The organism is Roseivirga pacifica (assembly GCF_900111145.1).
Lineage (GTDB): Bacteria > Bacteroidota > Bacteroidia > Cytophagales > Cyclobacteriaceae > Roseivirga > Roseivirga pacifica.
In genome coordinates this window covers 849,742-874,570 of the sequence record NZ_FOIR01000001.1, presented here as the reverse complement: position 1 = coordinate 874,570, position 24,829 = coordinate 849,742, and the positions used below count along the sequence as shown (strand labels likewise).

Annotated in this window: 23 protein-coding genes; 18 read left to right on the top strand and 5 right to left on the bottom strand. The window is 43.2% G+C overall.

Annotated features, from left to right (window positions below):
* Positions 1–39 precede the first annotated feature (39 nt).
* From BMW98_RS04015 to arsB, 10 genes are all read left to right on the top strand, one after another.
* Positions 40–2,913 carry a TonB-dependent receptor gene (locus BMW98_RS04015; RefSeq protein WP_090257117.1) on the top strand — a complete coding sequence of 958 codons (2,874 nt, stop codon included), beginning with the start codon at positions 40–42 and terminating at the stop codon, positions 2,911–2,913.
* A 99-nt stretch (positions 2,914–3,012) separates the two neighbouring features.
* Positions 3,013–3,915 carry a TIGR01777 family oxidoreductase gene (locus BMW98_RS04010; protein WP_090258203.1) on the top strand — a complete coding sequence of 301 codons (903 nt, stop codon included), beginning with the start codon at positions 3,013–3,015 and terminating at the stop codon, positions 3,913–3,915.
* A 34-nt stretch (positions 3,916–3,949) separates the two neighbouring features.
* Positions 3,950–4,654 (top strand): LOG family protein, encoded by a 705-nt coding sequence (locus BMW98_RS04005; RefSeq protein ID WP_090257115.1) that lies wholly within the window; start codon positions 3,950–3,952, stop codon positions 4,652–4,654.
* Positions 4,654–5,301, top strand: a complete 648-nt coding sequence (locus BMW98_RS04000) for an HAD family hydrolase (protein WP_090257113.1) — start codon at positions 4,654–4,656, stop codon at positions 5,299–5,301. Before BMW98_RS04005 ends, BMW98_RS04000 begins: the two co-directional genes overlap by 1 nt.
* Positions 5,302–5,312: 11 nt before the next feature.
* A complete protein-coding gene (locus BMW98_RS03995) occupies positions 5,313–6,140 on the top strand; it encodes an AraC family transcriptional regulator (RefSeq protein WP_090257111.1) in 828 nt (275 codons plus the stop codon).
* A 71-nt stretch (positions 6,141–6,211) separates the two neighbouring features.
* Entirely contained in the window at positions 6,212–7,348 is a 1,137-nt protein-coding gene (gene chrA, locus BMW98_RS03990) for a chromate efflux transporter (RefSeq protein ID WP_090257109.1), read from the top strand.
* A 98-nt stretch (positions 7,349–7,446) separates the two neighbouring features.
* On the top strand, positions 7,447–7,782 hold the full coding sequence (locus BMW98_RS03985; RefSeq protein WP_090257107.1) for an ArsR/SmtB family transcription factor: 336 nt from the start codon (positions 7,447–7,449) through the stop codon (positions 7,780–7,782).
* Between the two features lie 52 nt (positions 7,783–7,834).
* A complete protein-coding gene (locus tag BMW98_RS03980; protein ID WP_090257106.1) occupies positions 7,835–8,725 on the top strand; it encodes an arsenite methyltransferase in 891 nt (296 codons plus the stop codon).
* 14 nt (positions 8,726–8,739) lie between these two features.
* Complete coding sequence (locus tag BMW98_RS03975) at positions 8,740–9,366, top strand: low molecular weight phosphatase family protein (RefSeq protein ID WP_090258202.1); 627 nt, start codon at positions 8,740–8,742, stop codon at positions 9,364–9,366.
* Positions 9,366–10,421 carry an ACR3 family arsenite efflux transporter gene (arsB, locus tag BMW98_RS03970; RefSeq protein WP_090257104.1) on the top strand — a complete coding sequence of 352 codons (1,056 nt, stop codon included), beginning with the start codon at positions 9,366–9,368 and terminating at the stop codon, positions 10,419–10,421. The genes BMW98_RS03975 and arsB overlap by 1 nt, the downstream gene beginning before the upstream one ends.
* A 3-nt stretch (positions 10,422–10,424) precedes the next feature.
* Here arsB and BMW98_RS03965 read toward each other — a convergent pair whose 3' ends face one another.
* The 5 genes from BMW98_RS03965 to BMW98_RS03945 form a co-directional block, all read right to left on the bottom strand.
* Positions 10,425–10,934, bottom strand: a complete 510-nt coding sequence (locus BMW98_RS03965; protein ID WP_090257102.1) for a hypothetical protein — start codon at positions 10,932–10,934, stop codon at positions 10,425–10,427.
* 83 nt (positions 10,935–11,017) lie between these two features.
* Positions 11,018–12,265 (bottom strand): hypothetical protein, encoded by a 1,248-nt coding sequence (locus tag BMW98_RS03960; protein WP_090257100.1) that lies wholly within the window; start codon positions 12,263–12,265, stop codon positions 11,018–11,020.
* Between the two features lie 73 nt (positions 12,266–12,338).
* Positions 12,339–12,974 (bottom strand): hypothetical protein, encoded by a 636-nt coding sequence (locus tag BMW98_RS03955; protein WP_090257098.1) that lies wholly within the window; start codon positions 12,972–12,974, stop codon positions 12,339–12,341.
* A 21-nt stretch (positions 12,975–12,995) separates the two neighbouring features.
* A complete protein-coding gene (locus BMW98_RS03950; RefSeq protein ID WP_139177408.1) occupies positions 12,996–13,970 on the bottom strand; it encodes a FecR family protein in 975 nt (324 codons plus the stop codon).
* 47 nt (positions 13,971–14,017) lie between these two features.
* The gene (locus BMW98_RS03945; protein ID WP_090257096.1) at positions 14,018–14,608 is read right to left on the bottom strand and encodes an RNA polymerase sigma-70 factor; all 591 of its coding nucleotides are present in this window, start codon (positions 14,606–14,608) and stop codon (positions 14,018–14,020) included.
* Between the two features lie 84 nt (positions 14,609–14,692).
* Between BMW98_RS03945 and BMW98_RS03940 the strand changes: the two genes are divergently transcribed.
* The 8 genes from BMW98_RS03940 to BMW98_RS03905 all read left to right on the top strand — a co-directional run bounded on the left by BMW98_RS03940 (position 14,693) and on the right by BMW98_RS03905 (position 24,746).
* On the top strand, positions 14,693–15,310 hold the full coding sequence (locus BMW98_RS03940) for a hypothetical protein (RefSeq protein ID WP_090257095.1): 618 nt from the start codon (positions 14,693–14,695) through the stop codon (positions 15,308–15,310).
* Between the two features lie 2 nt (positions 15,311–15,312).
* Entirely contained in the window at positions 15,313–15,606 is a 294-nt protein-coding gene (locus BMW98_RS03935) for a winged helix-turn-helix domain-containing protein (RefSeq protein ID WP_262501581.1), read from the top strand.
* Between the two features lie 60 nt (positions 15,607–15,666).
* Positions 15,667–17,076, top strand: a complete 1,410-nt coding sequence (gene creD / locus BMW98_RS03930; protein WP_090257094.1) for a cell envelope integrity protein CreD — start codon at positions 15,667–15,669, stop codon at positions 17,074–17,076.
* Entirely contained in the window at positions 17,063–18,049 is a 987-nt protein-coding gene (locus tag BMW98_RS03925) for an endonuclease/exonuclease/phosphatase family protein (protein ID WP_090257093.1), read from the top strand. Before creD ends, BMW98_RS03925 begins: the two co-directional genes overlap by 14 nt.
* Positions 18,050–18,297: 248 nt before the next feature.
* A complete protein-coding gene (gene uvrA, locus BMW98_RS03920; protein WP_090257092.1) occupies positions 18,298–21,162 on the top strand; it encodes an excinuclease ABC subunit UvrA in 2,865 nt (954 codons plus the stop codon).
* A 403-nt stretch (positions 21,163–21,565) separates the two neighbouring features.
* Positions 21,566–22,882, top strand: coding sequence for an NAD(P)/FAD-dependent oxidoreductase (locus BMW98_RS03915; RefSeq protein WP_090257090.1), 1,317 nt, complete (start codon positions 21,566–21,568; stop codon positions 22,880–22,882).
* Between the two features lie 81 nt (positions 22,883–22,963).
* On the top strand, positions 22,964–24,013 hold the full coding sequence (locus BMW98_RS03910) for a sensor histidine kinase (RefSeq protein WP_090257088.1): 1,050 nt from the start codon (positions 22,964–22,966) through the stop codon (positions 24,011–24,013).
* A 10-nt stretch (positions 24,014–24,023) separates the two neighbouring features.
* Positions 24,024–24,746 carry a LytR/AlgR family response regulator transcription factor gene (locus BMW98_RS03905; RefSeq protein WP_090257086.1) on the top strand — a complete coding sequence of 241 codons (723 nt, stop codon included), beginning with the start codon at positions 24,024–24,026 and terminating at the stop codon, positions 24,744–24,746.
* Positions 24,747–24,829: the final 83 nt, after the last annotated feature.

Here is a 24,829-nt window from a genome sequence, read left to right as displayed (position 1 = left end):
CTATACAGTGGGTTTTCTCTTTACCAGTAAAATTTAGAAATGAAAAACTTTAAGCATGTAATTATTCTACTTGTGCTCGGCCTATCGCAACTGGCTTTTGCACAAAATGGAACAATTAGAGGTACCATTATTGAAGATTCTAATGGTGAACCGATGTACGGTGTTACTGTCATTTTGTTAAGCACAGGCAATGGTGCTATTTCAGACTTTGACGGTAAATTTAGTGTGAATGCACCTGCAGGCACCTATCAGCTTCAAGCATCCTTTATTGGGTTTCAAAAGGTGGTTATTAACGATGTAGTGATAACAGCCGATGAAGTTACAGTAATTGATCAAATCAGGCTTAAAGAAGACACTGAAGAACTGGAAGAAGTAGTAGTAACTGCTCAGGCCATAAGAACCTCAGAAGTTGCTCTTTTAACACAAAGAAGAAAGTCTGCTAACGTAATGGACGGTATCTCATCTGAAAGTTTCAGAAGAATTGGTGATAGCGATGCCGGAGCAGCAGCAAAAAGAATTACAGGTGTTTCTGTAGAAGGTGGTAAGTACGTTTATGTACGTGGTTTAGGAGACCGCTATACCAAAACAACCCTTAACGGAATGGACATTCCTGGTCTTGACCCAGACAGAAACAGTATCCAAATTGACGTGTTCCCTACGAACATGATTGACAATATGTTGATCGTAAAATCCTTTACTCCAGAATTGCCTGCAGACTTTACGGGTGGTCTTGTGAATATTGAAACAAAGGATTTCCCTGATCAGAAAATATTCGATATCTCACTATCGATCGAGTACAACCCTTCTATGCACTTTAACTCTGATTACATTACCTATGATGGTAGCGGTACCGACTTCTTAGGTTTTGACAATGGAGAAAGAGACCTACCAAGCGGCTACGATCTTGCAGATATTCCTACACCGTTTAACTCTACTGATGCTCAGGTTTCTGAATTCTTGAATGAATTTAGCCCGAGCCTAGGCGTTAACCAGCAAACAAGCCCTATGAACTACAACTTCGGGGTTACTTATGCAGATCAAAAAGAGCTAGCAAACGGACACACACTTGGTTACATGTTTACAGGTAACTACAAAAACAACACAACCCTTTACGACAATGCTATCTACGGTGAATATCAGAACGATATCGACCCGGACATAAACGAATTCCAAAGAGCTGCCACTACACAAGGTGTTTTAGCTGAGAATAATGTATTACTTGGTGGACTTGCCGGCTTGGCTTACAAAACATCAAGTTCTAAGTTCAGATTAACGTTAATGAGACTGCAAAACGGTGTAAGCCGCGCAGGTGATTTCGACCTTGTGGACGATGAGAACGCTGTTGGTAAGTCTGGTTACACTGGTATTTCAGAAAACTTGGAATACAATGAAAGACAGATCACTAACTTATTCTTAAACGGTGAACACCACCTTGCGGATGGCAAGTGGACAATAGACTGGAGAGGTGCTTCTACTTGGTCTTCTCAAGATGATCCGGATATCAGAAGAACTGCCTTTACTAGAATTAATGACAACCTACGCTTTGCAGCAGGTGCTGCTGGTAACCCAAGCAGACTTTGGAGATCTCTTGAAGAGGTGAACACTGTAGGTAAAGTAGATATTACCAATGACAGAAAAATTTTCAACAGAGACGGTAAGATCAAATTTGGTGTAAGCCATGTATACAAAGAGCGTGACTATAACATTGTAGACTTTAACGTTAACTTCTTCAATGGTCAGCAGCTTGACTGGACTGGCAATGCCAGCGAGGTTTGGACTCCAGAGACACTTTATCCTAACGGATCTATATTCTTAGTATCAGGATTTAGCGAGCCAAACCCTAACCAGTACAACTCTAACATCAACAATACTGGTGCTTACATTTCTACCGAGTTTTCTGCCACAGAAAAGCTTAAGAGTATTATTGGTGTAAGAGCAGAAAACTTTGTTCAAAGACACACTGGTAGAGATCAGCTACAAACACAAGTTTTGGATAACGATGTAGTACTAGATAATCTGCACTTCTTCCCTTCAGTTAACTTTATTTACGCCCTGCAAGAGCGTCAGAACCTAAGACTGTCATACTCTAAAACCATTGCGCGCCCTTCTTTCAAAGAGCTTTCATTTGCTCAGATATTAGACCCCGTATCAAACAGAATCTTTGATGGTGGTTTGTTCGCTATTGACGATTGGGACGGCAACCTAAGAGAGACTCTTATTGACAACTTTGACTTGCGTTGGGAGCTGTTTATGAACAGAGGTCAAAACGTTTCTTTCTCTGCTTTCTACAAGTCATTCCAAGATCCGATAGAATTGGTATTGTTGCCTCAAGCACAAACCAACATTGAGCTACAGCCTCGAAACGTAGGTGACGGACAGGTTTACGGTATTGAAGCAGAATTTAAAAAGTCTCTAGACTTTATTAATGACAGATTTAGCTTGTACGGTAACTTTACTTTGGTAAAATCAGCAATCGAACTGTCTGAAACTGAGCTTAGAAACAGAAGAAACAATGCCAGAACAGGTGAAGAAATTAAAGACACCAGAAACATGGCAGGTCAAGCACCGTGGATTGTAAATGCCGGATTGGCTTATGATGATTACGAAAGAGGTATAGATGCTGGTTTATTCTACAATGTAAAAGGTAAAACCCTTGTAGTAGTAGGCGGTGGTATTAACCCTGACGTATTCGCTCAACCATTCCATAGCTTAAACTTCAACTTCAACAAAGTATTTGGTGAGCAAGAAGAATGGGCGCTTAACTTCAGCATCTCAAATATTTTGGGAGACAAGCTTGAGCAGTTCTACGAAAGATCATTCTCTAACTTTAGTAGCGAACAAGAGAGTGCGCAAGTTTTCCAAAGCTTTAACCCAGGCACATCTGTTGGCCTTGGTATCAAATACTCTTTCTAAAGAATTTTAATCACCACTTAAAAGAACCTCGGCCATGGTCGGGGTTTTTTTATGCCCAAATATTTCAAACAACAGGCTACTCTTATAACTTACTATTCCATGAACAAGAAAGTGCTCATTACAGGAGGCACCGGTCTGGTTGGCTCCGAACTTACACCTATGCTGCAAGCTGCCGGCTGGCAAGTAGCTGTATTAAGCCGCAGCAAAGATGCAGCTGCACCCTACGAAATATTTGAGTGGGACTATCACAAAGACTACATAGAAGAAGGCGCCTTCAACAACGTTTCGGCCATTATACATTTGGCTGGCGCCAGTGTTGCTGGCCAACGCTGGACGGCCGAGCGCAAAGAAGAAATCTTCAACAGCCGCACCAAAACCAGCCACCTGTTGTTCAAAAAGCTCAGCGAAACCGAACATGAGGTGAAAACCTTTGTGGCTGCATCGGCCATTGGGTATTATGGCAACGACACCGGCAACGCCACCATTAAAGAAAGTGCGCCCGTTGGCCACGATTTTTTAGCCCACGTTACCGATGCCTGGGAAACAGCCACCAGCAGGGTTAGCACTTTGGGCATTCGCTTGGTACAATTGCGCATTGGTGTGGTGCTGAGCCAAAAAAGTGGCGCTCTTATGGAACTGATAAAGCCACCAATTACTGCTCCGCTAGGCAAAGGCAATCAATACATGAGCTGGATACATATTGAGGACCTATGCCGTATGTTTATGCATGCGCTGGAAGAAGAAAAATACACTGGCGCGTACAATGCTGTTGGCCCAAAACCAACGACAAATAAAGCACTAACCAAAGCAGCCGCAAGCGCCTTCGGAAAACCTTTTATGCCCATACCCGTTCCTAAGTTGGCCTTAAAAATTTTTCTGGGTGAAATGGCCCAAATTGTACTCGGTGGTAGCAGAATAAGCTGCGAGAAGATAATGACTGAAGGTTTCGAGTTCAAGTTTCCTAAACTTGAAGAAGCGCTGAAAGACTTAAAAAGCCGGTAACACTTTATTCACCCTTAACATTTAACTTTTCGATATGACAAACGAAGATAAAATTAAACAAGCGTTTAAAGACCGCGACTGGAATGAGATTAAAACGCACGACTCTTGGGTGATTTTTAAAGTAATGGCCGAGATGGTAGAAGGCTTTGAAAAACTCGCCAAGATTGGCCCTTGTGTTTCAATCTTCGGTTCGGCACGCACCAAACCAGAAGACCCATACTACAGCATGGCCGAAGAAATTGGCGCCAAACTAGTTCGCCACGGCTATGGCGTAATAACTGGCGGTGGCCCGGGTATTATGGAAGCCGGTAATAAAGGTGCCAAAAGCGAAAGTGGTAAGTCAGTTGGTTTAAATATTGAACTGCCGCACGAACAAGGCAACAACCCATTCATTGACCCAGACAAACTCATTTCTTTCGACTATTTCTTTGTACGCAAGGTAATGTTTGTAAAGTATTCACAGGGTTTTGTGGTAATGCCTGGCGGCTTCGGAACGCTAGACGAACTCTTCGAAGCAATCACCTTAATTCAAACGAATAAAATCGGCAAATTCCCAATTGTATTAGTGGGAACTAAGTTCTGGGGCGGCCTGTTCGAATGGATAAAGAACACTATGCTCACGGCAAAAAACATCAGCCCAGACGACCTGAAGCTGGTACATTTGGTAGATACACCAACCGATGCCGTACGCGTAATTGACGAGTTCTATTCTAAGTACCTACACTCTCCAAACTTCTAATGATCAAACACATTTTGTTCGATTGCGATGGCGTGCTCATCGATACCGAAATTGTTGCCGCTGAGGTAGTCAGTGGCTGGTTAAACACCCAAGGAATGAGCATCACCGTAGATGACTTCATCCTTAACTACACCGGCAAAACCTTTACCGACATCATCGGTATTTTAAAGGCAGAAAAGCACTTGCCCGAATCGCTCGATACCGTAACAATTGTGCCCACACTAGACCGCGGTATTAAAGACAATATGCGCCCTATTAACGGTGTGCACCAAATGCTGGCAAGTATAAAAACGCCCGTTTCTGCTGTTTCCAACAGTGCCAAAGACTATGTATTAGAGGCGCTAGAAATGCTGCACGTAAGCGAGCAGTTTGGTGGCCGCGTATTCAGTGCCGAAATGGTACCGAAAGGCAAACCAAACCCTGCCGTTTATGAGCTCGCCCTAGAGACACTCGGCTTAAATAAGGACGAAGTAATAGTGGTAGAAGACAGTGTAGCAGGTGTAACCGCATCGGTTGGAGCTGGCTTAAAAACCATTGGCTATTTGGGAGGAAGCCATATTAGAGAAGGCCATGCTGAAACCTTAGAAGCGCTCGGCACCAGTGGCCTAGCTACTAATTATGACGAGCTATTGGAGTATTTGCAGTAATCAATAGTGCAATGAATGGCGAACAATCAATTAGCGTAAAAGACAAATCGAGCCAAAGCGACCTGCTGAAGATTGAGCCATTCAAAAAGCACATTAGAGTAACAAAACCACATAAACACAAAAAGTACTTCGAGATCGTTTTTCTTTCAGGCGGAACAGGAAAGCATAGTATTGATCATCAGACTTTCGATATCAAACCGCCCATACTTTTCTTTATTCGCAGAGAACAAGTACACCATTGGCAGCTCGAAAGCGAGCCAGAAGGCTACGTCCTAATTCTGAAAAAAGAGTTTTTCGACCAAAGTAACGATGCGGAACTAAGCCAGTTGCTCTCTCAGATTGCTAACCTCAGCTGCATTGCCTTAAAAGAAGCCAAGGCACTAGAGCAACTTTTTAAGTTGCTCGAAGGCGAGTTTTCGCAAAAGAGCTCCTTTCAAAAACCAATCATCGAGGGGCTACTAAAAGCCATTTTTGCTAAAGTGCTAACCTATCCGGTAAACCAGCCAAAAGGGAAAACCACAAACGATACTTTTCAGGCGTATTTAGAAATGCTCACCGCTACTGAAGACATTAAAAACCAAGTAGCCTACTATGCCGAAAAGTTAAATACCAGTCCACAAAACTTAAGCGCCATTTGCCGTAAACAAACCGGACAATCGGCCTCCGAACTATTGGCAGAGCACATAATTAAAGAAGCCAAAAGGTTGCTAGAGTATAGCTCGTTATCTGTGGCTAGCATTGGTTATCAGCTCGACTTTAAAGACCCTTCTCACTTTATCAAGTTCTTTAAAAAGCATAGCCAAGTCACCCCGAAAAGCTATCGCCAACAGCTTAATTAATACCATTCCATTTTCAAATAGACCATTTTCAAAACTCTGTGTGGTTTATTTTTGTATCGATTCAATAGCAAATGGAAAGCAAAAACAAATATTTAGAGGTAGTTCAGGTATTCTTTAAGCTTGGGCTAATCGCTTTTGGTGGCCCAGCGGCACATATTGCGATGATGGAGCAAGAAATTGTGGAAAAGCGCAAGTGGATGAGCCGCCAGCATTTTCTAGATTTAGTAGGTGCCACCAACCTTATACCAGGCCCCAACTCCACCGAAATGACTATGCACTGTGGCCATGAACGTGCTGGTTGGCGCGGCCTTTTTCTTGCCGGGGCATCATTCATTTTGCCAGCCGTTGTGCTAACGGGCTTGCTGGCTTGGCTGTATGTAACCTATGGTGAGGTGCCCGCGGTAGAACCCATTCTATACGGAATTAAGCCGGCTGTTATTGCCATTATTATTGGCGCTATACTCAAGCTGGGTAAAAAAGCACTAAAAAACTGGCAACTCGGGGTAATTGGTGCTGCCGTTATTGCAGCCTCGCTATTTGGCCTCAACGAAGTACTGGCTATATTAGGTGCAGGTGTTTTGGGCTTATTATGGTTCGGCATTATCCAAAACCCTAACAGTGGCAACTTAAAATCCTTTGCTCCCTTTTTGCTTTTCAGCCTTGGCAATTTAAGTGCCGAAGGTATTTCAACCACTAAACTCTTTCTCGTTTTCTTAAAAATTGGAGCCGTATTATTCGGTAGCGGCTATGTTTTGGTAGCCTATTTAGATGGCGAATTGGTAGAAAAACTCGGCTGGCTTACCCGCCAAGAATTACTCGATGCCATAGCCATTGGTCAGTTTACACCAGGCCCAGTACTTTCTACGGCTACATTTATTGGCTACCAGGTAAATGGTGTTTGGGGTGCCATGGCCGCCACTGCCGGAATATTTCTTCCTTCCTTTTTCTTTGTGCTTTTACTCAACCCAATTGTGCCAAAATTAAGAAACTCCAAGTTGGCTGCGGGCTTCTTAGATGCGGTAAACATAGCAGCGGTGGGCATTATGGTGGCCGTAACTTTCAACCTATGCCAAAACATTTTAGTCGACTGGAAAACAGCTCTGATTGCCATACTAAGCACCATTGTAACCTTTAAGTCTAAAAAGGTAAGCGCACTATGGATCGTAATTGGTGGTGCTATTTTGGGCTTTGTCCTTACTTTACTCTAGCCTTCTAGTTCAGAAAAAAACAAACATTGATGAACTGATTTACTTGATGTTTGTTATTCATTTAGTTTCATCGTAATATTGCAATGAGCTAATTAAAAATGGGAGTTACTAAAACCAATCTCTTTTCAGATGTACAGAATGAAATAGCCGTGGCGGCCAAAGCTTTTGCTCACCCTGCCCGTGTAGCCATCATTCAGTACTTGCTAAAAACCAACGCCTGCATAAATGGCGATTTGGTGCAAGAGTTAGGTTTGGCTCAGGCAACCATAAGCCAACACTTGCGCGAGCTCAAAGACATCGGCATAATTCAAGGAACAATAGAAGGTTCTCGTATTAGCTACTGTATAAACCCAGTTCGTTGGGCTGAGATCAGTAAACAATTCAGTGAAATATTCGATCAGTTTGCCGCACAGCAAGGCGATAACTGTTGTTAAAAAAATTTGCCTTTAACCATCGTAATATTGCAATAACATAAATCAAAAAGTCATGAGTAAGGAACAAGAACTAAAAAGCGTGGTGAAAGAGAAATACGCTCAAATAGCCCAACAAGGTAAAGCCGAAAATGCCGCCTCGTGCTGTGGCGCCACCGATGCATCTAACAAGGTGTACAACATTATGATGGACGACTACACTGGCACCAACGGCTATGTAGAAGATGCCGATTTAGGCCTTGGCTGTGGTTTACCAACTCAGTTTGCCCAGATTCAAAAAGGCGACACTGTAATTGACCTAGGTTCTGGTGCCGGAAACGACTGCTTTGTAGCGCGACACGAAACTGGAGTTGAAGGAAAAGTTATCGGTATAGACTTTACTCCGGCCATGATTGAAAAAGCACGTGCCAATGCTGAAAAACTAGGCTATAACAATGTTGAATTCCGTGAAGGAGATATTGACGATATGCCGGTGAACAACGATGTGGCCGATGTTATTGTGAGTAACTGCGTGCTCAACTTAGTACCTAATAAACCAAAAGTAATTGGCGAGATCTTTCGTGTGTTAAAACCTGGTGGCCATTTCAGTATTTCTGACATTGTACTGATAGGCGACCTGCCTGAGGCCCTTCGCGAAGATGCAGAAATGTATGCTGGCTGCGTGGCTGGTGCCATTCAAAAGAGCGATTACCTTCAGCACATTGTAGACGCTGGCTTTACCAATATTACGCTTCAAAAAGAAAAGCCAATCTCGATTCCTGACGATATTCTGAGCAAGTACCTTTCTGCAGAAGAAATTGCCGACTTCAATAAAGGAACAACCGGAATATTCAGCGTAACGGTATTTGCTGAAAAACCAGGAGGTAAAACCACCAAGCCAAAAGTAAATCTTGCCGACTTGCAACAAGATCCCAACGCCTGTATACCTGGCTCTGGTTGTTGCTAAACTATTTAGACAAAATGAAAAACGAAAAGATAAAGCTACTCAGCCCTGTGCTAGCTTCTTTAGAGCAAGCCGCACAGCAAGAAATTTCCGCAGAACGAAAGTCAATTTTGCAGCCATTGATCAACTACGTGCAAACTAAACTGGATAGTGGCGAGGCTGTAAACCTTAACTTTATTTGTACACATAACTCGCGCAGAAGCCAGTTTTCGCAAATATGGGCGCAGACTGCTGCCGATTATTTCGGTATTCCGATTAAAAGCCTTTCTGGTGGTGTAGAAGTTACTGCTTTTAACGAGCGCGCAGTGGAAGCTATAAAGCGCAATGGCTTTAGGGTAAGCAGCAAAGGCCAAACTAACCCAGTGTATTTTGTTTTCAACTCTGACGACAACGAGCCTCTTAGTGCTTTTTCCAAGCTATATGACGATTCGGTAAATCGTACAGACAAATTTGCTGCGGTAATGACCTGCTCGCATGCCGATGAAAACTGCCCATTTATACCCGGTACAGAAAAACGTATTTCGGTGACATACGAAGACCCAAAAGCCTTTGATGGCACGGCCGAAGAGGCAGAAAAGTATGATGAGCGTTCGCTACAAATTGCTAGCGAAATGCACTATGTATTCTCAAATATTAAATACTAATGAGTAACAAAAAGAAGCAACTCGGTTTTTTAGATCGGTACTTAACGCTTTGGATATTTTTAGCCATGGCCATTGGAGTGGCCATTGGCTATGTTTTTCCATCTAGCGCCACCGTTATCGATTCTTTCAGTTACGGTAGTACCAACATTCCCATAGCCATTGGCCTTATTTTAATGATGTATCCGCCTCTGGCAAAAGTGAACTATAAGCTTTTACCACAGGTATTTCGCAATGTTAAGATCTTATCCATTTCATTAATTCTTAATTGGATAGTAGGCCCTGTACTCATGTTTGTGCTGGCCCTTACATTTTTGCACGATTACCCAGAATACATGGTCGGACTGATACTGATTGGTTTGGCCCGCTGTATTGCCATGGTGCTAGTATGGAACGATTTGGCGGAAGGCAGCAGCGAATATGGCGCTGGCTTGGTTGCGCTAAACAGTGTTTTCCAAGTGTTTGCTTACAGCTTTTACGCTTGGCTATTTATTACCAAATTACCCCCTCTTTTCGGCTACGAAGGTGCCATTGTAGATATTTCTATTGCTACCATTGCCGAAAGTGTGGCCATCTATTTGGGTATTCCGTTTTTGATGGGAATACTCAGCAGAAGCATTTTGGTGAAACTAAAAGGAGAAGATTGGTACGTGAACAAGTTCATTCCAACCATTTCGCCAATAACATTAATTGCACTGCTTTTTACTATTGTGGTAATGTTCTCGCTAAAAGGTGAATTGATTGTGGAAATACCAATGGATGTGGTACGAATCGCTATTCCGTTACTTGTATACTTTGCACTTATGTTCCTAATCGGCTTCTTTTTTAGCAAAGCCATGGGAGCAGAATACGATAAAAACGCATCCGTTGCATTTACGGCAGCGGGCAACAACTTTGAACTGGCAATTGCAGTAGCCATTGCCGTATTTGGGCTTAATTCGGGGCAAGCATTTGCAGGGGTAATTGGCCCGCTTGTAGAGGTGCCAGCACTTATATTGTTAGTGCGCGTGTCTTTCTGGTTAAAGAAGAAATACTACGATAAACCAGCTACAGCTTAGGCATTATACATTAACATAGTGCCTAACTAGGTAAGTAATTAGCCCGGAGAAGATGACTGCAAATACAAAAATTGCATAATCTCTTCGGGCATTTCTTTTACGCATTTTCGCAATACTCTCCTCAAATAGTTTTTGGGTCTCGTCTGGCGATTCGCCCATAGATTCCATTTTCGATTTTAGGTTTTCTTCCTTTCTAGAAAGCACTTCCACCTGCTCTTTCATTACCAGAACACTCGCCTCTTTTTCACGCAGTAGCTCATTAAAATCTTCGGTGGCGTGCTCCACCTTTTCAAATGCCTTCTGCAGCTTCTCAAAGTTTTCTTCTAGTCGTTTATCGAAGGATTTCTCTTCGCCCACTTCAATATCAAGTAGTTTGGCAACTGACTGATGGAATTTTCCATATTTACCTTTGGCGTAGAGCTTATCAAAGCGGCTTTTAGCGAACTTTCTAATTAGTGGAAAAAGCCCGCCAAGCACAGTGGCAATTATCGCGGCAAGTATCTCTATAATCATATGCTATAAATTGAGGGCGTGCAAAGGGTACAGCTTCGCCTCATTCAAGATAAGAAAAGAAAACCTAACAGCTGATGCTTAAGCTAGAACCTGCCAAGTTTCAGGTTAATCATTCCACTAAGCCCACTTAAATCCTCGGTGGCAAAAATAACTCCTCCACCGTTTTCTTGGGTATAACGCAATGCACCATTAGAGGTGTGCCTATAAATAGCACCTAAGCCAATTCTAAAAAATGGGAATATATTCACTTCAAGTTCAACACCACCTTCGGCTACAAATATTGGCCGCGTATCCTCTGGCGTTAGATCAGGACTAGTTATATCATTTTTAATGTAGGTAACGCCTCCACCACCAATTAACAAAGGCAAGTTAACGTGCACTTTGCTTCTAGGAAAAGCCGTGTACTCAAAAAGGAATCCACCATAACCACCCGAAATACGGTGGTTGGTATCAAAACGTTGGTCTAATATTTTAGGTGAAAGAAAGCCTGCCCCGGCAAAACCCACCCCAAAACTCGGACTCGACTTAAAGTTGAATCGGCCACCAATCAAAATGCCTGTTTGATCAACTATAGGTGTGGCAGCTACATTTAGAGAGGCGGCAAACCTAAAGCCTCTACGGTCGGCTAAAGTGCGTATTTCTCGGCTTTTCTGTGGTTTAGCCTCTGCTACGGGTTGTTGTACAAAGGTTCTGTACCTTCTCAATAGAAAATCCAACTGTTCTGCCAATTGGAGGTTATAACTCGTAGAGTCGGTTTTTAAGGCCAATGGCGCTCTTCCATAAACTGAGGTTGAAGCCACAAAAGCCGCAGTATTCAATTCAGTGCGCTCAACATCTGCTCCTACTCCACCAGTGCCTTCTGGTTCTGGCGTTTGCTGAACCTGAACTGTGTCAGGCTGCGCTACTTCAGCAGTACGCAGCGAGTCTTGGGGATTAGTCTTCGGTTCGCTAGCAATAGTTGGAGCAATTGTAACCGCTGGCTTGAGCGAGTTGGCGGTAGTGTCTGGCTCTTCTTTTGCCGGAGCCTTCTTTTTTCTAATCAGCACTTGGCTGCCCATTACCACCATTTCCATGTCTTGCGCGCGAAAGAGTGTTTGCAGAATAACACTTAGTTTTTCTTGCCTAAAGTTGACAGTGACTCTGCGTTTAACATCAAAAACCTGCGGAGAATATGTAAAGCGCAAATCGTCAGATTCCAGCTTCTTCAGAATGTCTTCTACTGCGGTATTCTGCTCATTTAGGGTAAAGGGCCTGTTCAAAAGTCCATCGGCTTGGGCAAAGGCCTGAACTGAACCGATAAGCAATAAAAATGTAAGTATGTAACGCGCCATGGAAATGTGAAAAAGCCCGGCTATTCACCGGACTTAATTGTGCTACGAAATTACGGTCTAAATAATTGTATCACTAAAATTTACCAAATTTTAAAGCCACAGTACCAGTGAGGCCACGCAGTGCATCTTGCTCTAAAATGCGGTCGCCAGAGTTTAAGTATGTCAGGTCTATGTCTGAAGTAAAACGATATTTCACCCCAAACGACAAACGCATAAAACTGATAACATTCATTTCTATTTCGGCACCTGGTTCTACCACAAAGAATGCTTGGCTATCTTCAGAAAAACCCAATTCGTAATCTCTGGTAGAACGAGAATAACTTACGCCACCAGCACCTACTACAAGCGGAAAGCTCAGGTGGATTGGGCTTTGCGGAAACGCAATAAATTCGAGCATTAAGCCACCGTAGCCACCGGTTACCAAATAGCGATTGTTCAGTTCACTATCGAATTCGCGTTCTGTCATAAAGCCTGTTCCGGCCAAGCCAATTCCGAATTGATGGTTGATTAACCAAGCGCCTTGCCCTCCGACCAAAAGGGCATCTCTATCGGCAATTTTCGAATAACCAGTGGTAATACCTCCATAACCACCATTGCTGCGCTCTCCTTTAGAGTCGAAAATGGTTCTGATGTCGGAGTTTTGAGCCTTTGCGCTTACCGCTACGACAAGCAAGACCATTACGAAGAGTGTTCGTTTAACGTTGTTCATAATATTTGAGTTAAAAATTGCTTAGTTACACTGACCACCGATGATCGTAACCTGATCGCCTGTTTGGGTAATTTGCGCACCAAACAGTACTTCGAGCGAAAGGAAGATGTCCTCGAGCGATTCTTGCTCATACTTACTTGTAAGCGGACATGAAGAGAATGTAGCAGATTGGAATTGGTAATTAAAGCCATAAGCATTTGCCAAGTCAGCCATTACCTGTTCCATTGATGTGTTTTCGAAAACAAACAAGCCAGTTCTCCAAGCCAAGTAGTTCACGTTGTCGTTCGCAGCTTTGGTAATAAAGCCCGAACTGTTTAACGCCACTTTTTGGCCTGGCTGCAAAATCACCATTTCGTTTTCGGTACTAAAACGCACTTTTCCGGTTAAAAGCACCAACTCTAATGGAGCGATTTCACTAGCACTTCTTAAGTTAAAAGAAGTACCCAAAACCTCGGTTGTGGTTTCACTTGCCTTAACCTTAAAAGGCTTTTCGGCATTGTGAGCTACATCAAAGTAAGCCTCACCAGTTAGTTCTACCGGTCTTTCGCTCCCAACAAATTCTTGCGGATAGCGAATTGTGGCTCCTTCTTTTAACCAAACCTGTGTGCCGTCAGAAAGCGTAACCAAGTCGTCATTAGCTTGTGCCTGATAGTTTATCCACGTTCCGCTTTCATTTTGTCCATTATACTTTACAATTATAAAAGCGAATACCGCTACAAGCAGTAATGAAGCCGCCACTTTCCAAGCACTCCAGAAGCTTTGCTTACCAGTGCCGACACTTTGCTGAAAACGCTGCCAGTTTGCTTCAACATCAATCTTTTCAAAATCTTCAACCGCATCGGCCTTCTGCCATATGCGCACCCATTGCTCATACGCTTTGCTGTTTTCTTCCTGCTCCAGCCATTTATCCACAGCCGTTTTGGCTTCCTGATCTAGCTGGTTCAGGTAGTACTTCAATAGCGTAGTTTCATCGATATGATCTCTATGGTCATTCATATCATTCACAAGCAAGACGGGCGGCAGCTTTCATACACGTATGCAGATTAAAAATATTTTTGAAAAAAATAGATGAACAATATTACAAGCACCTGTAAATAGTCGAATACTTCTGTTTTAAGGCGTTTTAGGGCTTTGGAAATTTGTGTTTCCACCGTGCGTTTTGATATGCCCAGCTCATCGGCAATCTCCTGATTCTTCTTTCCATCAAAGCGATTCATCTTGAAAATAAGCTGGCATTGCTCTGGCAGTTCGGCAATTACTTGATAGATCTTGTGTTCCAATTCGGTTTGTTCCATCAAATCGGCTGGATCAAAGTCCAGTGTTTCGGCTGTCTCCTTAATATAATCGTGATGACCCTGTTTTGATTGTTGGGACCGCAAGTGGTCCAAACATTTGTTCCGCACCGATTGAAACAAGAAGGATTTAAGCGAACCGTGCAAATGGAGGCTATCCTTTTTATCGTACAGTTTGATAAAAACCTCTTGCACCATGTCCTCAGCGGTTTCTAAATCGCCAACCATCTTTTTGGCAAAAACGGCAAGCATCTGAAAGTACGTTTTGAACAAAGATTCAAACGCTGCTGGCTCACCTTTAGCGAGCGACTGCTTGAGTTGTACTTCAGCCGAGGAGTGCATTTGAAAGCAAACCAAAAAAATAATTCTTGAAAAAGGCTTATTTCACATCATTTTATTTACTTTGCAATTCAAAGTACTTTTATAATGGAAAAAGATTACTTGAAAGACATTTCGGAGATCCGCTCAATCATGGAGCGGTCGTCTCGCTTTATTTCGCTTAGTGGACTTTCCGGAATAATGGCGGGCATTTATGCACTTATTGGCGCATATATAGCCTACGAGGTGGCCTACTCTTACGAAACCGTAGGCTATACTGAGCAACTGGTGCGCAGTGTAAAAGAAAATGTAACGGTTCTTTTGCTCGATGCGCTCGGTGTTTTGAGCTTGGCCATAATTACCGGTGTAGTTCTTTCTAAAAGAAAAGCCAAAAAACTAGGCTTGGTGTTTTGGGATAAAAATGCCCAGCAACTGGTAATAAATCTATTAATTCCTTTAGCGGTTGGTGGTGCTTTGGCCGTAATCTTTTACAAAGAAGGCTACATTAAATTTGTAGCTCCTATGACATTGATATTCTACGGACTTGGCCTACTAAACGCCAGTTACTTCACTTACAGAGACATACGCTTGCTTGGGCTTTCTGAAATACTTTTAGGCCTGATAGCCTGCGTTTATACCGGCTATGGGTTGTACTTTTGGGCGGCCGGATTTGGCCTGCTACATATTATTTATGGGGCAGTAATGTATTACAAGTACGAACGCTAAGCGTGGATATTCACAAACTAAATAAGGCTTTTGAAAATAGGGTGCGGTTAGGCATAATGTCGGCACTAATTGCTGGCGATGCCATGGACTTTAACCGCCTAAAGGAGTTGCTTGCCGTAACCGATGGCAACTTGGCAAGCCATTTGAAAGCACTGGAAAAAGAAGCATTCATTCAAGTGAACAAGACCTTTATAGGGAGAAAGCCCAACACAAAATATGCCGCTACAGCTGATGGCAAAAAAGCATTCAAAGCACATATAGATGCACTTGAGGCATTGATAAAAGGACAGAAATAATGAACTAAAAAATTTTACTCACTCACTTTGAAAAACAAAGTACTTTTAAATAAACAGATTATGGAACAGCAGCCAGAAACCACATTTGAAAAGATCAATCATGCGATCAAAAACTCGGTAAGCGTAAAGCTACTTTCAATAGGCCTCTTGATCGCCATTTTGCTTATTCCCAACGCGATGATAAAGTCGCTGATAAGAGAAAGGCAATCAAATCAAGAGTTTGCAGCCCAAGAGGTTTGGAAAAAATGGGCTGCACCGCTAGAGCTCACTGGCCCTATAATCAGCATTCCTTTCGAAAAAGAACTTAGCGGAGAAAAAGGCGCATATACAGTGCGCAGCTATGCACACTTTTTACCAGAGGAACTCAATATTAATGGTGATATAGCTCCTGAAACACGCAAAAGAGGTATTTATGAAGTGATCGTTTATTCCACCAGCCTGAAAATTGCCGGCAGCTTTTCCGAGTTCGATTTTTCAGAGTTTACAGATCAGCCCGAAAACATTCTGTGGAACGAAGCAACCATATCCATGGGCATACCCGATTTACGGGGCATTCAATCGAACATAAAATTTTCGCTAGATAAAGGTAAGTACAACATGGAGCCGGGAGTTCCTGCCTATCTCTCGCTAGACTTAGGGCAATCGAATAATGAATACGGAATAGCAAGCCCTGTTTCTATCGATAAACAATCGGGAGTAAATGCACGAATCGCCATAGACCCAAGCAAATCTACCATCGCTTTTAATACCACTTTAGACATTAGGGGCACCAAAGAGCTGCTTTTCAACCCGGTTGGAAAAAGCACGAGCATAGCGCTAAAGTCAAGCTGGCAACACCCAAGTTTTACGGGGCAATTCTTGCCTGACGATTACACGACTGACAAAAGTGGATTCGCTTCAGAATGGTCTGTTTTTGACCTCAATAGAAACTACCCACAAAAATGGATTGGCAGAACGCACAGCATCAAGCAATCAGCATTTGGCGTAAGTCTTTTTCAACCGGTAGATAACTATCAGCAAAACACACGTTCGGCCAAATATGCGGTGCTTATTCTCTTCCTCACCTTTATTACATTCTTCTTTATTGAAATTCTCAACAAGAAGAAAATTCACCCTATTCAGTACATTTTGGTGGGTTTGGCGCTCAGCATTTTCTACACTTTGCTTTTGTCCTTGTCGGAAGTAATTGGTTTTACACCAGCCTACATTTTGGCGGCACTCATTATTATCGGAATGCTTTCGGTGTATTCTGCCTCAATACTTCAAAGCAAAAAACTAGCGCTGACAATGGCCGGCTTCTTTTCACTCATTTACACATTTATTTATGTGATTTTACAAATGGAAGACTTTGCTTTGCTCGTTGGTAGTTTTGGCCTGCTTGTTGTCTTAGGAATATGCATGCATTTGTCCAGAAAAGTTGATTGGTATAACATTAAACCCACAAAAAGAATAGCACATGAAAGCCTATAAGTTAAAATTTTTGATGAAGGCCATTCTATTCTTAGTTCGCTGGTATTGCTGGTTTAGGCAACCGGCCAATAAAGAGCGAATTTGGGCTGCATTGTTTATGATTCCGGGCATCTTTCTATTGGTGCCCACCTTTAACTATTCACTTACCATGCTCCAGTCATTCTTGTTTCAGGCCATGTTAGCCTACGGTTTGCTCAGCATTTTCTGGATTTTTAAGCGCCACTACCGTGTGTCTACAGTCAACTTTGTGGTATACTTTTTACTGCTTGTAAAAGTAAACACATCCATTGGCGTTCGCTCTCAATTTGAACAGGGCGATGCCAAATTGAAAGTAATGCAGTTCAACGTGCTGTCATCAAACACCGCCTATGACCAAACTATTGAAAATGTGAAAAATCTCTCCCCAGATTTCATTTCCTTTCAGGAAGTAAGCAATAAGTGGGCAGATGAATTAGAGGCAAAACTAGCCGATGAATACCCTTACTTTAAGGTTTTAAGACAAAAAGATGCCGGACAAGGCATTGCCGTATTCAGTAAATTTCCTTTGCAAAACATAGATGAACACCTCTGGGAAGGCACCGCCAACCTGAGTGGCCAAGTTTTGATTGAAAATGAGGCCATCAACTTTCTGACTTTGCACACGCGCTCTCCACGCAACAAAGCCAAGTGGCAGCATCGGAATGCGCACATAAGACAAGCCAGCGAGTTTGTGCAGCAAAACGGGGGTGAATTCTTAGTGTTGGGCGACTTCAACACGGTACCATGGGACAAACGCATGAAGGAGTTTAAAGCCTCGACCGACTTAGAAGACAGCCGCAAAAAGTTCGTACCCACCTTCCCTGCTTGGAATCCGTTTGTGGCACAAATCCCAATAGACTACATTTTTCACTCAAAAGGCATCAATTGCAAATCGCTCGACTCGGTGAAAATCACTTCAGATCATTTGGCCATTATGGGGAGTTATCAGTTCTAACCACCCCTAACCCCTCCTTAAAAATGAGGGGAATAGGTTCTACAACATTTATAAATCATTTTCCGCCAAAATATGATCTATAAATCGATACCTTTTAAATCAACCTGTCCAATAGCTCCTAGCTCCTAGCTCCTAGCTCCTAGCTCCTAGCTCCTAGCTCCTAGAATAAACTTTAATACCACAACCACTGTTGTAATTGCATTGCTAAATCTCGACCTTTGTCAATTCTGCGATTTAGCCCGCAATTCATGGAAAAACTTAAGGAAAACGCATCCATTTCACCGGCACCGGTTGACCTATCAGGACACGAACAAATCGAGATTTTTGGGGCGCGAGAGCACAACCTAAAAAATATCGACACCACAATTCCGCGCAATAAACTCGTGGTAATTACTGGTATTTCTGGTTCAGGTAAGTCTTCGCTGGCTTTCGACACCATTTATGCTGAAGGCCAACGCAGGTATATGGAAAGCTTTTCGGCTTATGCCCGTGCCTTTATTGGCGACATGGAGCGGCCCGATGTTGACAAGATCAACGGCCTAAGCCCGGTTATTTCCATTGAGCAAAAAACCACTTCGCGCAACCCAAGGTCTACCGTGGGTACGCTTACGGAAATCTACGATTTTCTGCGATTGCTATATGCTAGAGCAGGCATTGCCTATTCTTACCACACGGGCAAGGCGATGATTCGTCAGTCGGAAGACCAAATTGTAGAGCACATTATTCAAACTTTTGAGCGAAAGAAACTCATTCTTTTGGCTCCAGTAGTAAAAGGTAGAAAAGGGCACTATCGCGAGCTATTTGTGCAGATTCGCAAAATGGGCTTTACCAAAGTGCGTGTGGATGGTGTGGTAATGGAAATGGTGCCTAAAATGCAGGTAGACCGTTACAAAACACACGACATCGAAATCGTAATCGACCGCATTATAGCCGATGATGGAGACCGTTTCCGCATCACAAAATCGGTGCAAACAGCGCTCTCGCACGGCAATGGCGTAATGATGGTGCGTGATGAAGACGGCAAGGTTCACCACTTCTCCAAGTACTTGATGGATCCAGAAACAGGGCTTTCGTACGATGAACCTGCGCCAAATAACTTCTCATTCAACTCGCCATATGGCGCTTGCCCAACTTGTAACGGGCTTGGCCAGGTAGAAGAAATTACCCGCGAATCGGTAATTGCCGACCCGAACCTCAGCATTAGCCGTGGTGGTTTGGCTCCTTTGGGCGAATACCGCGATATCTGGATTTTCAAAAAGCTGGAAGCAATTCTTAAACGTTATAAGAAAAGCCTTTCAACCCCAATAAAAGACTTGCCGGAAGAGGTGGTAGAAGTGATCCTTTACGGTGATGATGTACCCGTAGCGGTTAGCTCCAAAAAGTACCCAGGCACTAACTGGAACACCAAGTTCGAGGGAATTATTAAGTTTTTGGAAAAGCAAAAGTCTGAAGGCACCGAAAAAACACGCAAGTGGATTGAGGACTTTATGACCGTAAAAACCTGCCCAACTTGCGATGGTGCTAGACTGAAAAAAGAATCGCTGCACTTTAAAATTGCCGACACCAACATTTCGGTATTGGCCAACATGGACATTGAGTCGCTGGGTGAGTGGTTTGTTGGTTTGGAAGACAGGCTTACAGATAAGCAGAACAAGATTGCGCCAGAAATTCTGAAAGAGATTAGAAAGCGCATTGGCTTTTTGCTTGATGTTGGGCTTGATTACCTAACATTGAACCGCCCATTAAGAACACTTTCGGGTGGTGAAGCACAGCGTATTCGATTGGCCACGCAAATTGGTACGCAGCTGGTTGGCGTGCTCTACATTATGGATGAGCCGAGTATTGGCCTCCACCAACGCGACAACGAAAAGCTTATAAATGCCCTGCGCGACCTGCGCGATATCGGCAACACCATTATTGTTGTGGAGCACGATAAGGATATGATGTTGGCATCGGACCACATTATAGATATTGGGCCAGGCGCAGGCCGCCATGGCGGTACTGTAGTGGCTGCAGGAACACCAGAAGAATTTTTGGAGCAAAACGGAGTGACTGCCCAGTACCTAAAAGGCACCAGAAATATTGATGTGCCGAAAGAGAGAAGAAAGGGCAATGGCAACAGCATTGAATTGAAAGGAGCAAAAGGAAACAACCTAAAAAATGTTGACCTCACGCTTCCATTGGGACAAATGATCTGCGTTACGGGTGTTTCTGGTTCGGGAAAATCTACCCTAATTCACGACACGCTCTTCCCTATTCTAAACCATCATTTCTTTAGGTCGAAAAGGGCTCCGCTTCCTTACGATTCAATTGATGGGCTGAAAAATATTGACAAGGTGATTGAAGTGGATCAGTCGCCAATTGGTAGAACACCAAGGTCGAATCCGGCCACTTATACTGGAGTATTCTCCGATATACGCACGCTTTTCACCGAATTGCCTGAGGCGAAAATCCGCGGTTACAAAGCCGGCCGATTCTCCTTCAACGTAAAAGGTGGCCGCTGCGAAACCTGCGAAGGTGCCGGCATGAAGCTGATTGAAATGGACTTTCTGCCGAATGTTCATGTGCCTTGCGAAACTTGTAAAGGCAAGCGTTACAACCGCGAAACCTTGGAGGTGCGTTTCAAAGGAAAGTCGATCTCCGATGTGTTGGACATGACAGTAGAGCAGGCTGTAGAGTTCTTCGAGCATCAGCCGAAGATCTTGAGAAAGATACAAACGCTAAACGATGTTGGCCTAGGCTACATTTCGCTTGGCCAGCATGCCACTACCCTTTCCGGTGGTGAAGCACAGCGTGTAAAACTGGCTACCGAGCTTTCTAAGAAAGATACCGGCAAAACCCTCTACATTTTAGATGAGCCAACTACAGGCCTACACTTCCAAGACATTCAGCACTTGCTCGATGTGTTGAATCGACTGGTAGATAAAGGCAACTCAGTACTTATTATTGAGCACAACTTAGATGTAATCAAAGTGGCTGATCACATTATTGATCTTGGCCCAGAAGGTGGCGAAAAAGGCGGAACTATTGTAGCTGAAGGTACTCCTGAAAAAGTAGCCAAAAGCAAAAAGAGCCATACCGCAAGGTTTTTGAAAGAAGAGTTGAAGGCATAACTGCAATCCAATCGGTGTCCTCACCGATTGTGGCGGCTTGGTCAAATGAAGTAGTTTCCGACCTCATCCTCTATTCCATCCATGGTGTAACAAATGCTCGTTTTTAATCCACTTCGCAACAGTCCAAAAAAAAGATGCTGCCACTTTCGCGACAGCATCATCTTCAACCAAAACATTAAAATCAACACACTATGAATCAACTTCACTTGGTCAATGTCTCCATTAACCTCCACCGATTTTAATTACTTACATTTCTTATCCGTGTGTCATTTAAATAACGCTAAGCTTTCAATGCTATTATCTGCGTTATTCGTTTTATCATATTTTAACAAATTCGCTCAAATATGTTACAGTTAAGGAACGGTATATCAGCCCATTTCGTTCCTTATTTAACATTTTTTATATGAGCCCATTCGATCATCTGCACCTAGATATCCCCCGCTCAAACAAGCCTCGCCTTGTTATTATTGGGGGAGGGTTTGGTGGCATTCAAATCGCCAAATCATTAAGAAAAGCCAACTTTCAAATTGTGATGCTCGACCGTCACAATTACCACACCTTCCAACCATTGTTATATCAGGTGGCCACGGCAGGTTTAGAACCTGACTCTATTGCCGAATCGCTGCGCAAAATCTTTGATAACCATAAAGACTTTTACTTTAGAATGGCCCGGGTTACAGGCCTTAACCCCGAAAAGAAAACCATTACCACGCTTGTTGGCGAGCTCAGTTACGATTTGCTCGTAATAGCCAACGGCTCTAAAACCAATTACTTTGGCAATAGGGAATTGTACGAAAGAACCTTCCCTATGAAACAAGTACCACAGGCACTAGACTTGCGCAGCCACATGCTACAGAATTTTGAGCAAACGGTAATGACACAAGACCTACGCGAAAAAGACAGACTCACCAACTTTGTAATTGTGGGCGGTGGTCCCACTGGGGTAGAAGTAGCGGGAGCTTTGGGTGAACTGAAGAAGCACGTACTACCAAAAGACTACCCCGACATTGATTTTAACATCATGAACTTGCATCTGGTAGATGGTGGTCCTCGCTTATTGGCTGGTATGTCCGATAAATCCAGTAAAAAAGCCCTTGAGTATTTGAACAAGTTTGATGTCAAGGTTTCGCTCAACACCGTGGTAAAAGACTATGACGGCCAAAAAGTAACCCTATCTGATGGCACTGTAATTCCTGCTAAAACCGTGATTTGGGCTGCTGGAGTTACCGGTAACATAATTGACGGTCTGCCAGAAAGTTCGCTGCACAAAGGGCGAATAAAAGTAGACGAGTACAGCAGAGTAGTTGGAGTAGATGATGTGTTTGCCATTGGTGATATTGCTGGCATGCTATCGGATGAGTTTCCGAACGGGCACCCAATGGTGGCACCTGTAGCCATACAGCAGGCACAAGCTTTGGGCAAAAACCTGGTACACCAATCAACAGCCGACTGGAAATCATTTAAATATCGAGATAAGGGATCTATGGCCACCATTGGTAGAAATAAAGCTGTAGTAGACTTACCCAAATTCCACTTTGGGGGCTTCTTTGCGTGGATGGTTTGGATGTTCGTTCACCTTATGTCAATTGTTGGTTTTCGGAACAGATTGGTAACCCTGAGCAACTGGGTTTGGAATTACATGACCTACGATCGTGGTACACGCCTGATCATCAGAACATTTATTCGAAAGAAGTCTCATAAACCAAGCGACAGCCTTTAATACCAAATTTTCAACGCTCTGAACCACTGGCACGAAAGATTGCCGTTATTCAAGCGAACTTTATTTATTTTTCGCGCTGGAATGAGGAAGAAGCGCTTATACTGGACACTACAAATTCTAGGCTGGGGAGTCTATTTTTTGGCTAACTACGCGCTCATTATTTCTAACCCACAAGAGCTTAACTCCGAAACGCAAGCCATTCAGCGAACAGAGCTCATTATTCATTCATTGCTGCTCTTTTTCGTCTCGCATGGCATTCTTCGAAAAAGCATTATTAAGCGGGCGTGGGTACAAATCAATATTAACAGGGTAATTCCGCGATTGCTGGCAGTAATTTTTGCCGCAGCGCTATTGGTTTTGGTTGCTTCGCTCTTGCTTTACTCTGTCTTTCACGAGGTATATTTAAAAGAAGCCATTTTTACCGAGGTGGTTTTACCCTATTTGGCCTATGTGGTCATTTATATTATTTGGACCACCGTTTACTTTTTATATCACTATTTAGAAAGCAATAACCGCTCGCTGAAGTACGAGGCGGCCATGAACGAAATGCACCTAAATCAGCTCAAAGCGCAGCTAAATCCGCATTTTATATTCAATGCACTTAACAGCATGCGAGCTTTGGTTGATGAGGAACCGAAGAAGGCCAAAATTGCCATTACGCAACTATCTAATATTTTAAGGAATTCTTTAATTACCGATAAAAAAAGAGTTGTTAACTTCCGTAGCGAACTCAATACCGTAAGAGATTACCTCGCATTAGAGGGAATTCGGTTTGAAGAAAGACTAAAAGTAAAGTATTCGATTGATAAACAGTCGGACCACTTTGAAGTGCCACCAATGATGCTGCAAACCTTGGTAGAAAACGCCATTAAGCACGGTGTTTCTAACCTAATGGAGGGCGGCCTAATTGAAATAGCAACCAAGGTGGAAGATTCTGTGTTAAGCATAAGAATCAAAAACAGCGGCCAACTGGTTTATGGCCGTAAAAGACCGCGCGAACGGTCTGGGGTTGGCTTAGTAAACACTAAAGAAAGGCTAATGTTGATCTATGGTGAAGAAGCCTCCTTTAAAATGTACAATGAAAATGATAAGTTTGTCGTGACTGAGGTAAGAATACCTCAGCGCATCTAATAAGTTGAATATGAAAGCACTGATTGTAGATGACGAAAGACTGGCTCGCAAAGAGCTCAGCAATCTGTTACAAGAGTACCAGGAAATAGAGATTGTTGGTGAAGCGGTAAATGCAGAAGATGCAGAGGAGAAAATAAAAAGCCTTAAGCCAGACTTACTCTTTTTAGATATTCAGATGCCGGGCAAAACCGGTTTCGAACTGCTCGAATCGCTCGATACCGTTCCGGAAGTAGTGTTTACAACTGCTTATGACGAGTACGCCCTAAAAGCATTCGACTTTAATGCGCTCGATTATTTATTGAAGCCAATTGAGCCAGACCGTTTAAAAGAAACCGTAACCAAACTGGTTAGCAAAGCCCAAAAAGAAGAAGAGCCAGAAAACAGTGAGCCTAAAAAGCTTGGACCACAAGACCGCGTTTTTGTAAAAGATGGCGACAAATGCTGGTTTGTAAAGCTAGAAAACATTCGCTTGTTCGAGTCGGACGGTAACTATATCAAAATCTACTTCGACAACTTTAAACCAATGATTCACAAGTCGCTGAACGCATTGGATGAAAAGTTAGACGATCGCTCATTCTTTAGAGCAAGCCGCAAGCACATTATTAACCTTACTTGGGTAGAAAGCATTGAATCTTGGTTCAATGGCGGCCTTATGGTGGTGTTACGTGGTGGCGACAAAGTAGAAGTTAGCCGCAGACAAGCAGCGCGCTTTAAAGAAATGATGAGCCTGTAAAAGCTCAAAAGTCGCGTGGAATGGAACCTAACCCTGGCGAAGTCGTCAGGGTTTTTTTGTAGGTTGAAGAACCAACCCAAACA

What these genes read in the sequence shown, in the direction of transcription:
- BMW98_RS04015 (WP_090257117.1), top strand. Translation starts at nt 40, where the DNA reads ATGAAAAACTTTAAGCATGTAATTATTCTACTTGTGCTCGGCCTATCG.
- BMW98_RS04010 (WP_090258203.1), top strand. Translation starts at nt 3,013, where the DNA reads ATGAACAAGAAAGTGCTCATTACAGGAGGCACCGGTCTGGTTGGCTCC.
- BMW98_RS04005 (WP_090257115.1), top strand. Translation starts at nt 3,950, where the DNA reads ATGACAAACGAAGATAAAATTAAACAAGCGTTTAAAGACCGCGACTGG.
- BMW98_RS04000 (WP_090257113.1), top strand. Translation starts at nt 4,654, where the DNA reads ATGATCAAACACATTTTGTTCGATTGCGATGGCGTGCTCATCGATACC.
- BMW98_RS03995 (WP_090257111.1), top strand. Translation starts at nt 5,313, where the DNA reads ATGAATGGCGAACAATCAATTAGCGTAAAAGACAAATCGAGCCAAAGC.
- chrA (WP_090257109.1), top strand. Translation starts at nt 6,212, where the DNA reads ATGGAAAGCAAAAACAAATATTTAGAGGTAGTTCAGGTATTCTTTAAG.
- BMW98_RS03985 (WP_090257107.1), top strand. Translation starts at nt 7,447, where the DNA reads ATGGGAGTTACTAAAACCAATCTCTTTTCAGATGTACAGAATGAAATA.
- BMW98_RS03980 (WP_090257106.1), top strand. Translation starts at nt 7,835, where the DNA reads ATGAGTAAGGAACAAGAACTAAAAAGCGTGGTGAAAGAGAAATACGCT.
- BMW98_RS03975 (WP_090258202.1), top strand. Translation starts at nt 8,740, where the DNA reads ATGAAAAACGAAAAGATAAAGCTACTCAGCCCTGTGCTAGCTTCTTTA.
- arsB (WP_090257104.1), top strand. Translation starts at nt 9,366, where the DNA reads ATGAGTAACAAAAAGAAGCAACTCGGTTTTTTAGATCGGTACTTAACG.
- BMW98_RS03965 (WP_090257102.1), bottom strand. Translation starts at nt 10,934, where the DNA reads ATGATTATAGAGATACTTGCCGCGATAATTGCCACTGTGCTTGGCGGG.
- BMW98_RS03960 (WP_090257100.1), bottom strand. Translation starts at nt 12,265, where the DNA reads ATGGCGCGTTACATACTTACATTTTTATTGCTTATCGGTTCAGTTCAG.
- BMW98_RS03955 (WP_090257098.1), bottom strand. Translation starts at nt 12,974, where the DNA reads ATGAACAACGTTAAACGAACACTCTTCGTAATGGTCTTGCTTGTCGTA.
- BMW98_RS03950 (WP_139177408.1), bottom strand. Translation starts at nt 13,970, where the DNA reads ATGAATGACCATAGAGATCATATCGATGAAACTACGCTATTGAAGTAC.
- BMW98_RS03945 (WP_090257096.1), bottom strand. Translation starts at nt 14,608, where the DNA reads ATGCACTCCTCGGCTGAAGTACAACTCAAGCAGTCGCTCGCTAAAGGT.
- BMW98_RS03940 (WP_090257095.1), top strand. Translation starts at nt 14,693, where the DNA reads ATGGAAAAAGATTACTTGAAAGACATTTCGGAGATCCGCTCAATCATG.
- creD (WP_090257094.1), top strand. Translation starts at nt 15,667, where the DNA reads ATGGAACAGCAGCCAGAAACCACATTTGAAAAGATCAATCATGCGATC.
- BMW98_RS03925 (WP_090257093.1), top strand. Translation starts at nt 17,063, where the DNA reads ATGAAAGCCTATAAGTTAAAATTTTTGATGAAGGCCATTCTATTCTTA.
- uvrA (WP_090257092.1), top strand. Translation starts at nt 18,298, where the DNA reads ATGGAAAAACTTAAGGAAAACGCATCCATTTCACCGGCACCGGTTGAC.
- BMW98_RS03915 (WP_090257090.1), top strand. Translation starts at nt 21,566, where the DNA reads ATGAGCCCATTCGATCATCTGCACCTAGATATCCCCCGCTCAAACAAG.
- BMW98_RS03910 (WP_090257088.1), top strand. Translation starts at nt 22,964, where the DNA reads ATGAGGAAGAAGCGCTTATACTGGACACTACAAATTCTAGGCTGGGGA.
- BMW98_RS03905 (WP_090257086.1), top strand. Translation starts at nt 24,024, where the DNA reads ATGAAAGCACTGATTGTAGATGACGAAAGACTGGCTCGCAAAGAGCTC.